We start from the raw sequence: 8,895 nt of genomic DNA on the forward strand, positions 1-8,895 counted from the left end.
GTTCCCACAGGTACCCCGCTGAATCCAGAGTCAGCGGGGCACCTGTGGGAACGGGCTTGCCCGCGAAGAGGCCGCACGCCGACTCATCTGCCTTAGCGCTTTAACGGCTGACTCAACTCCGAAGTGGCCCCATCAGCAGTGGTCACCGTCGCGGTAAAACTGTGCAACCCCGCGGCATTCTGCAGCGACTGGGCAAACTGCGCCCGCCCATGTGCATCGCTGTTGACCAGCACTTCCCCCAGGTACTGCTCCGCTTCGGTGGCTTGGGCATTGGCATTGCCGAACAGCTCGATACGCAACAGGCTCGACGCAGGCCCCTGTACCTCGCCTCGTACAACCTCATTACGCAAGGCGGTCAGCCTCGGTGGCTGCTGGTTGTGATTAGGCAGCGGCTGGCAAGGCTTGGGCTCACCCTTGGCGTCACAGATGATCGCTTGCTCTGCCTTGGGCAGATCTGCCCCGACGCCCCGCGAACCGACGTACAGCGCATGGGCCTGGGCCGGCACGCCGAAGATGATTGCGCCGGTGCGTTGATCGGCGACACACGAACCGCCCGCCTCGCAGCGGCGAATGTCCTGGCTGTTGGCCCAGATGCGATTGGCGGTCAGGCGGGTGCGAGTGGTGTCTGGTTCCGGGCGCAGGGCCACGCCGATGCGGTTACCGTGGATCAGGTTGCCATCGAGGATATTGCCCTCGCCGGTCACGCTGACGCCGATGGAGTTGCCGCTGAAGGTGTTGGCACCCAGGTAATTGCGCTTGCCCCAATTGATCTGCAGGCCGTCGGAGTAGTTCTCGAAGCGGTTGCGCACCACGCTGTTGTCGTTACCCAAAAGGATCTCGATGCCTTGCGAAGGTTCGGGGTTGGCCTCGGTCGAACGGAACAGGTTGTCGGCCACCAGGTTGAACGCGGCACCGCGTGTCAGCTCGAGGCCATCGCCGTTGTCGATCAGCTGGTTGCGCAAGACCTTGTTGTTGTTCGTCGTTGTGGCAGTGGGGTTACCGGCGCCGTCATCGCCGGTGAGCATGATCCCGGCGCCGCCTTTGTTGGCAACGATGCGGTTGTCTTGGATGACGTTGCCGCTGGCGCGGTTGACCAGGATGCCAATGCAGAAGTTACGCACCTCCAGCCCGCTGATCTGCACCCCTTGTGTGTCGCGCAGGACCAGCCCAGGGTGGGTGGTGGTGCGCACGTTGGTGCCGAACTGGCCGGGCAGGGCGCCAGGGCAGGTGCGTACGCCTTGGTCCTTGATGTAGCCGGAGCCATCGATGGCGATGTACTGGCCGTCGCGTGCCCAGGAGAGGCCGGTGATGCGCACCGGGCCCTTGATTTCTGGCAGGGCGCTGTTGGGCTTGATGACATAGGGCGGCTGACCGACCGCCGCGATGTCGATCTGGTAGCGGCCAGGGTTTTCATTGTTGGTCTCGATCGCCCAGCGCAAGCTGCCGGGCTTGCCGTCATCGGCGTAGCGGTCGACCTGCAAGGTTTGCGGGGTAATCTGGGGCGTGGCCAGGGCCGGTAGGGGGAGCAGCGGCAGCAAGGCTGTCAGCACAGGCATGAAACGCATGGGTGCAGGATTCCAAAACTGTTGTTGTTATCAATGGGCCACCTGCGGTGGGCGGCCGTTTGCAGGGATTCTAGGGAAGCTGTACCCGCTTGCGCAGGCAGTGCGGCTGAATCGGTGCGGTATTCGCCCGCTGATTGCCGTTGGGTGGGCGATCAGCAAATCAATTGAAACTCTGGCCAAGGGGCATGAGTCGATCCTATGTCGACACGTTTTCTCGTGTCTTTGCCTCAAGGAGATTTCCCCATGAGTGGTACCAAAGACAAAGCTAAAGGTTTGGCCAACGAAGCGGTGGGCAATATCAAACAGGGCGTTGGCAAGGTCACCGGTAACGAAAGGCTCAAGGGCGAAGGCAAAGCCCAAGAGGTCAAGGGTGAGGTTCAGCAAAAGGTTGGCGAAGTAAAGGATGCTGTGAAGAAGCCTTGACCGTCTGCCGTGTAGGAAAACGGCTGCCTATAGGTGGCCGTTTTCTTTTTGTGCGGCAATGAGCAGCAACGGCGCGCGCGTGGTCTATTAGACTTGCATGCAATCAACAAGGCCTGCCCGGGTAGTCGGCCTGCCCCATGATGATCAAGCGGCGAAAGGAGACGCTATGATTTTCCCTGCCCTGCAAGGCCTGCCCTTGCACCGTGTGTTGGTGCGCACCGTCAGCGAGTTTCTCGATGACGAGATGTCCACCTATGCCTCCGCGCTGGCTTACCAGATGCTGTTTTCGCTGTTCCCGTTCCTGTTGTTCCTGATCGCCCTGATCGGTTTCCTGCACCTGCCAGACTTTTTCTCCTGGCTGCGCTTGCAGTCCGAGCTGGTGCTGCCGCCGCAGGCGCTGGAGCAAGTCAATCCGGTGATCGATCAGTTGCAGCAGTCCAAGGGCGGCCTGCTTTCAGTCGGTATCGTGATTGCCCTGTGGACCGCTTCGGCCGGTGTGCGGCTGATGATGAGCGCAATGAACGCCGCCTACGACGTGCCAGAAGGGCGGCCGGTTTGGAAGCGCATTCCGCTGTCGATCTTCTATACCGTCGGCATCGCCGGCATGCTCCTGGCCGCCGCCGCCTTGATGGTCCTGGGGCCGCAGGTGATGGAGTGGATCGCCGCGCAGATCGGCATGCAGGAGTTCATCGTCACCCTGTGGACCATCCTGCGCTGGCCGGCGATCATCGTTCTGATGATGGTGGCGGTGGCGCTGATCTACTACGTCATGCCGGACGTGAAACAAAAATTCCGCTTCATTACCCCAGGTTCGGTGTTGGCCGTGGTGGTGTGGATCATCGCCTCGCTGGGTTTTGGCTACTACGTCAAGACATTCGCCGACTACAACGCCATGTATGGCAGTATCGGGGCGATCATCGTGCTGCTGCTGTACTTCTATATTTCTGCCGCCGTACTCTTGCTCGGTGCCGAGATGAATGCGGTGATCGAGCACATGTCTGCCGAAGGCAAGGATCCTGGCGAGAAGGATTTCGACGGCAGCAAGCCGCAGGAAACCATCACCGTGCTCGGCCATGAGCATCCTGCTGCAGCCGAACCCCACCAGACCCGTGAGCCGAACCCCTGATGATCCGTGACATCCTCAAGATGGGCGATGAACGCCTGCTGCGCATTGCCCCACCGGTGCCTGAGCACATGCTTGGTAGTGCCGAGTTGAAGCAACTGATCGACGACATGTTCGAAACCATGCGCCATGTTGGCGGGGTCGGCCTGGCGGCGCCGCAAATCGGTATCGATCTGCAACTGGTGATCTTTGGCTTCGAGCGCAGCGAGCGTTATCCGGATGCCGAGCCGGTGCCCCAGACCATTTTGATCAACCCGCTGATCACCCCTTTGGGGACCGAGATAGAAGAGGGGTGGGAAGGTTGCCTGTCGGTGCCAGGCCTGCGCGGGGTGGTGCCACGCTACAAGCACATCAGTTATTCCGGGGTCGATCCCCAGGGCACTCCGATCGACCGCTTTGCCGATGGCTTTCACGCCCGGGTGGTTCAGCATGAGTGCGACCACCTGATTGGCCGGCTGTATCCGTCGCGGATCCAGGATTTTTCCAAGTTCGGTTATACCGAGGTGTTGTTCCCAGGGCTTGACGTCGCCGACGACTGATTGCGCACCATTGCCCGCAGGTTCTTGCTGCGCTGGTAGCGCGCCAGGCGCATGGCCAGGGCCTCTGGCAGGCTCTGGCAAGGGCTGAAACCCAGCCGCAGGTAGAACGGCAGCAGATCAGGGTGACAGAACAGCCAGGTGGGGTCACCGGTCTGCGCCAGGGCTGCATCGATCAGTTGGCCTGCCACCCCACGGCCGCGCCATTGCGGGTCGACCAACAGCCCGGTCAGCCAATGGCCTTGAGCAACTGGGGTCAGGCTCAGGCCCGCGATGATTGCCTGCGCTCGGGCTACCCACAGCTGGCCGTCGGCGGCTGCGCGCATGCGGGTGCCATGTTGCTTATAGAAGTTGTCGAGCAAGCGGCGCTGTAGGCCGATCAAGGGGGTGAATTGGAAGGGTGGCATGGTTTTCCTGGGGGCAATGCTGGCGTGATCGCGGGACGAGGCCGGCAATGAATACAATTGGAGCTGCTCTAAAACGCGGTTTTCAGCCTTTCAGGTCGGAGTATTTTGTCGCAGATTGTTGCAAATCGCGCAAGGGTGAATGTCCGACTGCGGGCTTCAACTATTGCAGACCAGGCGTAAAATTCAATCATCCCCCCAGCAGTACGACATAGCGGGATCGGTACTTCGTGTCATCTTCGCAGTTGATGACAACTTCTCCGCGCCATTGACGGCATATTGAAGTCAATCGATCAGCTTGATTGCCTTGAAGGCCACACTCCATGAAAGCATTACTGATTCTTGCATTGGTCGGTATGTCCTCGTTCGCCCTCGCCGATGAGGTCCAGCCTGTTTCCAGCCAGTCTGTGGTCGAGCAGTACGACTACTCAACCAACCTCGACATCAAACGCGTGATCAGCCTGTCGACCATCCCCAATGTCTGCGAAGTGGTGCCTGCCACCATGACTTACGAAGACCATCAGGGCCACGTCCACACCATCCAGTACCGCGCCATGGGTGAAGGCTGCAGCCAGGGCTGATCAGCCCAGCCCCAAGGCCTGTCGCACGGCTTCCAGCCCTTGTTTGAGTTGTGCCCGGCTGGTAGCCGCCGACAGACTGATGCGCACGGCCTGCACTTGTTCGACGCCAATTGCGAAGACACTCGCTGGCACCACCTCTACGGCGCGCTCACGGCACTTGCGCACCACCGCTTCTGCGCTTTCGCCGGTGGCGACCCAGATATGCGGTGAAGGTATACGGCCTTTGACCAGTGCCTCGCCCAGCAGACTGTGCGCCAAGCGCCAACGCGCTTGAATTTCTGTGCGATTGCAGGCCAGGCGGCGTGCTGCAGTGCCGTCTTCTAGCCACTGACCGGCGATGCGCAAGTTCAAGGGTGAAACCGGCCAATGGGTGGCTTGGCTGTGCGGATCGATCTGCGCCAGCAGCGCTGGACGGCCTACGATCCAACCCAGGCGCAGCCCGGCGGCGACGGTTTTCGACAAGCTGCTGATGAGGATGCCCTGGCCATCGAGCAAGGGGTACAAGGGCGGTTGATCGGTCAGCGCGCCATACACATCATCCTCGACCACCAGCAGCTTGTGGCGCTTGACCACCTCGGCGATGGCCTGGCGCCTGGCGGCGTCCATGCAACTGCCGGTGGGATTGTGCAGGGTCGGGGTGATCACCAATAGCCGCGACCCACTGGCGCGCGCCACGCGGTCCAGTTCATCCGGACGCAGGCCGTGCTCATCCAGGGCCACCCCGTGCACCGGCAGGCGCAACTGGCGGCAGGCGGCCTTGATGCCGGGTGCGGTCAACGCCTCGACCATTACCGGCGCGCCATCGGCACACAGCGATTGCAGCACGCAGCCCAGCGCCTGCTGCGCGCCCCCACACAGCAGCAGTTCATCGATCGCCAGCGTCAGCCCGCGATTGGCCAGCCAGCGCGCGCCGTGCAGGCGGCCAAGGAGCAATTGCTCGGCGTCCAGATAATGGTCGAGGAGTTCACTGGCACCCTGATCGAGCAGGGCGCGCAGGCTGTGCTGCAGATCGTGGCTGTGCGGGTCGACCACTGGCACATTGGTCGACAGGTCGATCACCTGCTGCTGTGCGTCATGCCGCTTGAGGCGAAACAGCGTCGCCTCCTTGCTCCCCGCCAGGACATAGGTGCCTCGGCCCACTGCGCCTGCGACCAGATGGCGCGCGGCAGCTTCGCGATAGGCTTGCTGGGTGGTGCTGGGGTTGAGCCCCAGTTTCCAGGCCAGGCGCCGCTGCGGTGGCAGGCGCTCACCGACTTTCAATTCGCCGCGCTCGATCGCCTCGGCAATCGCCTCGACCAGCGCCAGATAGCGCGGCTGGCCGTTCTCAGCAAGGTTGGGAATCCACACGAAATTGCTACCCATGCAATATATCGATTTACCCATACAATGCCCTGCGCCTAGGATCGGATCAACCTCAGCCCCGATGAAGGATGATCGCCATGTTCGACCTGCCTGCCCTGCGTGAAGCCGCCGCTTTCGTGCACCAGCATGTTCCCGCCACCGCTCAGCACGCGTGGCCTTTGCTAGCCGAGCGGGTGGGCTGCAAGGTGTGGGTCAAGCACGAGAACCATGCCCCTACCGGTGCATTCAAAGTGCGTGGCGGGTTGGTCTATGTGCGCTCGCTGCTGGCCAGCGGCAAGCCGCCACGCGGGCTGGTCACGGCTACCCGTGGCAACCATGGCCAGAGCATGGCGCTGGCCGCGGGCCAGGCGGGTATCCCATTGGTGATCGTGGTGCCTGAGGGCAACTCGCGGGAGAAAAACGCTGCCATGCGCGCGCTGGGCGCCGAGCTGATCGAGCATGGGGTGGACTTTGACGTGGCCCGCGAGGAGGCTGCCAGGCTGGCCGCCGAGCTTGGCTATGAGATGGTGCCGTCGTTCCACGCTGAACTGGTGCGCGGCGTGGCGACGTACGCGCTTGAGTTGTTCGAAGCCGTGGCGGAGCTCGATTGCGTCTACGTGCCGATCGGCATGGGCTCAGGGATCTGTGGCCTGATCCAGGCGCGCAATCTGCTGGGGTTGAAGACGCAGATCGTTGGCGTGGTGTCCAGCGCTGCCGATGCCTATGCGCAGAGTTTCGAGCGGGGCCGGATCGTCACCACCGCGACGGCCGACACCTTTGCCGATGGCATGGCCTGCCGGGTCCCTCACCCGGATGCCTTCGCCATGATCGGCGAACATGCGGCGCGGATCGTGCGGGTCAGCGACGAGGAGATCGCCCAGGCCATGCGCATCTACCACGAGACCACTCATAACACCGCTGAAGGCGCAGGTGCGGCCGCACTGGCAGCGTTGCTCCAGGAGCGTGACAGCCAGCAGGGCAAGCGAGTGGCGGTGGTGCTCAGTGGGGCGAATATCGATCGCCAGCGTTATGCACAGCTGCTGCTGGATTAAGCCGGCAGGGGGTGGCGCTGCGCGTTAGCGTGTTGGGTTTTGGCATCAGCAATTTGTTCCAATACACGTTGCCGTCTCTTCCGTTAGATAGCTGCTTGCCCTTTCGTAATCGAGTCCCCATGCCTTTTTCCAATGGTTTTCTCCTCAGCCTGTCCCTGTGCCTGGACATCGGCATTGCCAATATCGCCATGATCACCCTGGCCATGCAGCGCGGCTTTGTTCAGGGTTTCTGGTTGGGGCTGGGCACCTGCGTGGGTGATTTGGTCTATGCCGTTGCGGCGCTGGCGGGGATGACGGTGTTGCTGCAGTTCGAGACTGTGCGCTGGGTCTTGTGGCTGGGCGGCTCGGTGTTGCTGGTGTGGTTTGCCGCAAAGATGCTGCTGGCGGCCTGGCGCGGTGGGCACGTGGATGGCCGGGCCGAGGTGGTGGTGGAGTCGGGCTGGCGCGAGTTTTTGCGCGGGATCTTCCTGGCCATGTCATCGCCCAGTGCGATTCTCTGGTTCGCCGCAGTGGGTGGGGTGCTGATCTCCCGTTCAGGGGCCGGCAGTATGTTGGATGCGGGGTTGTTTCTCAGTGGCTTCTTTGCCGCTGGGTTGCTCTGGTGCGTGAGTCTGTGCGGCGTTGCCAGCCATGGCGGACGCTTGCTGGGGGATCGCTTGCTGACTTGGTCATACCTGCTGTCGGCGGCGATCTTCTGCTACTTCGCGGTGTATGTGATTGTCTCGGGTTATCGGGAATTCATTCTGGTCGCGGCATAGCACTGCGGGGTAACGCCGTGTACGCGGCGATAGGCGGTGATGAAATGGCTTTGGTCATAAAAGCCCAGGTCCAGCGCGACGTCTCGCGGGTGTAGGCCGATGCGCAAACGGCGCCGGGCTTCGATCAGGCGCAGTTGCATGTGGTATTGCAAAGGCGCCAGGCCGGTGGCCTTCTTGAAGCAGCGTACGAAATGGTACTTGCTCAGGCCAGCCGCTTGCGCCAGTTGATCGAGCTCCAGGCGCAGGTCCAGGTGCGCGCGCATCAGGGCCAAGCTGTTGGCGATGGCAACAGAGTGTTCTCCTGGTGATTTCGACGGTTGCTCCAGCAGTTGGGCGAGTACCAGTAACAGTGCTTGTTCGCGCTGATCATCAGGCGCCTGGGCCAGTTCGAGCAAGGCGCTGAACAGGGCAGGGTGGTGCAGGATGCCTTGCTCGAAGCTGGGAGGCTGGGTGGTCGAGCGTAGGTTGTTATCGCCGATGACCTGGCTCATGGCGTCGGTGCTCAGGTGCAGGCTGATGTACTCGACGCCTCCTTCAGCGAATTCCGAGGCCTGGACTGCCAGTGGGTTGTAGAGCGTGACCTGGCCTGGGGGGACTTCTAGTTCGTGGCCGTCGAGCCAGATCTGTTCCATGCCGCTTAGGTTGGCGCCCAGCACGTATTCGTCATGGGTGTGCCTTGCGAAGCGTGCGCTGCCGTGGGCTCGTACCCATGAGAGATCGAGCTGTGGGGAGGCGTGCAGGGGTTCGCAGGTCAATGGCATGGGGGCTTCCTTGGTGGGTGGTGTAACGCTAGCGGAGCTGGGGTTGGGGGGCAATGCTGGATTTGGTGTTCTGGTGTTCTGGTGTTGGGGGCTTATCCGTTTTTTGGGGTGCTGCTAATGGCCCCTTCCGCCCTTACGGCGGGTCACTTTTTGGCAAACGCCCGGTGTGCCGGCCCAGCCAAAAGTAACCAAAAAGGTCTGCGCTCCACCATCCGGCCCTCCGCTGCGCTACGGGTCCCTTCGCGCCGGCGCCTTCCGGGCCCGCGCGGCCTACGATTTGCTGCGCAAATCTACATCTCGCGCCTTCGGCTGCGCCGAAGGGTGCTGGCGCACCTGGCCCTACAGGCACCT

10 protein-coding genes are annotated in these 8,895 nt (G+C 62.0%); 6 read left to right on the forward strand and 4 right to left on the reverse strand.

Annotated elements, in window-relative coordinates:
• Positions 1-92: 92 nt before the first annotated feature.
• On the reverse strand, positions 93-1,565 hold the full coding sequence (locus OIU19_RS25045) for a nitrous oxide reductase family maturation protein NosD (RefSeq protein ID WP_264237267.1): 1,473 nt from the start codon (positions 1,563-1,565) through the stop codon (positions 93-95).
• A 243-nt stretch (positions 1,566-1,808) separates the two neighbouring features.
• On the opposite strand from OIU19_RS25045, the gene OIU19_RS25050 reads away from it, so the two are divergent.
• The 3 genes from OIU19_RS25050 to def all read left to right on the forward strand — a co-directional run bounded on the left by OIU19_RS25050 (position 1,809) and on the right by def (position 3,650).
• Positions 1,809-1,988, forward strand: a complete 180-nt coding sequence (locus OIU19_RS25050; protein WP_264237268.1) for a CsbD family protein — start codon at positions 1,809-1,811, stop codon at positions 1,986-1,988.
• Positions 1,989-2,154: 166 nt separating this feature from the next.
• Positions 2,155-3,114, forward strand: coding sequence for a YihY/virulence factor BrkB family protein (locus tag OIU19_RS25055; RefSeq protein WP_264237270.1), 960 nt, complete (start codon positions 2,155-2,157; stop codon positions 3,112-3,114).
• Positions 3,114-3,650, forward strand: a complete 537-nt coding sequence (gene def, locus OIU19_RS25060) for a peptide deformylase (protein WP_264237271.1) — start codon at positions 3,114-3,116, stop codon at positions 3,648-3,650. The genes OIU19_RS25055 and def overlap by 1 nt, the downstream gene beginning before the upstream one ends.
• On the opposite strand, the gene OIU19_RS25065 is transcribed toward def, so the two are convergent.
• Complete coding sequence (locus OIU19_RS25065) at positions 3,605-4,054, reverse strand: GNAT family N-acetyltransferase (protein WP_372353349.1); 450 nt, start codon at positions 4,052-4,054, stop codon at positions 3,605-3,607. The genes def and OIU19_RS25065 overlap by 46 nt on opposite strands.
• A 320-nt stretch (positions 4,055-4,374) precedes the next feature.
• Here OIU19_RS25065 and OIU19_RS25070 point away from each other — a divergent pair, with 320 nt between their 5' ends.
• A complete protein-coding gene (locus tag OIU19_RS25070) occupies positions 4,375-4,632 on the forward strand; it encodes a DUF2790 domain-containing protein (RefSeq protein WP_186557437.1) in 258 nt (85 codons plus the stop codon).
• On the opposite strand, the gene OIU19_RS25075 is transcribed toward OIU19_RS25070, so the two are convergent.
• Positions 4,633-5,994: a PLP-dependent aminotransferase family protein gene (locus tag OIU19_RS25075; protein WP_264237272.1), complete on the reverse strand. Its 1,362-nt coding sequence runs from the start codon at positions 5,992-5,994 to the stop codon at positions 4,633-4,635.
• 77 nt (positions 5,995-6,071) lie between these two features.
• Here OIU19_RS25075 and OIU19_RS25080 point away from each other — a divergent pair, with 77 nt between their 5' ends.
• On the forward strand, positions 6,072-7,025 hold the full coding sequence (locus OIU19_RS25080; protein ID WP_264237273.1) for a threonine dehydratase: 954 nt from the start codon (positions 6,072-6,074) through the stop codon (positions 7,023-7,025).
• Positions 7,026-7,144: 119 nt separating this feature from the next.
• Positions 7,145-7,783: a LysE family translocator gene (locus OIU19_RS25085; RefSeq protein WP_264237274.1), complete on the forward strand. Its 639-nt coding sequence runs from the start codon at positions 7,145-7,147 to the stop codon at positions 7,781-7,783.
• On the opposite strand, the gene OIU19_RS25090 is transcribed toward OIU19_RS25085, so the two are convergent.
• Positions 7,753-8,544, reverse strand: coding sequence for an AraC family transcriptional regulator (locus OIU19_RS25090; protein WP_264237275.1), 792 nt, complete (start codon positions 8,542-8,544; stop codon positions 7,753-7,755). The genes OIU19_RS25085 and OIU19_RS25090 overlap by 31 nt on opposite strands.
• Between the last annotated feature and the right edge of the window lie 351 nt (positions 8,545-8,895).

The sequence above is a fragment of the Pseudomonas sp. BT-42-2 genome (genome assembly GCF_025847435.2).
GTDB classification, from domain to species: domain Bacteria; phylum Pseudomonadota; class Gammaproteobacteria; order Pseudomonadales; family Pseudomonadaceae; genus Aquipseudomonas; species Aquipseudomonas urmiensis.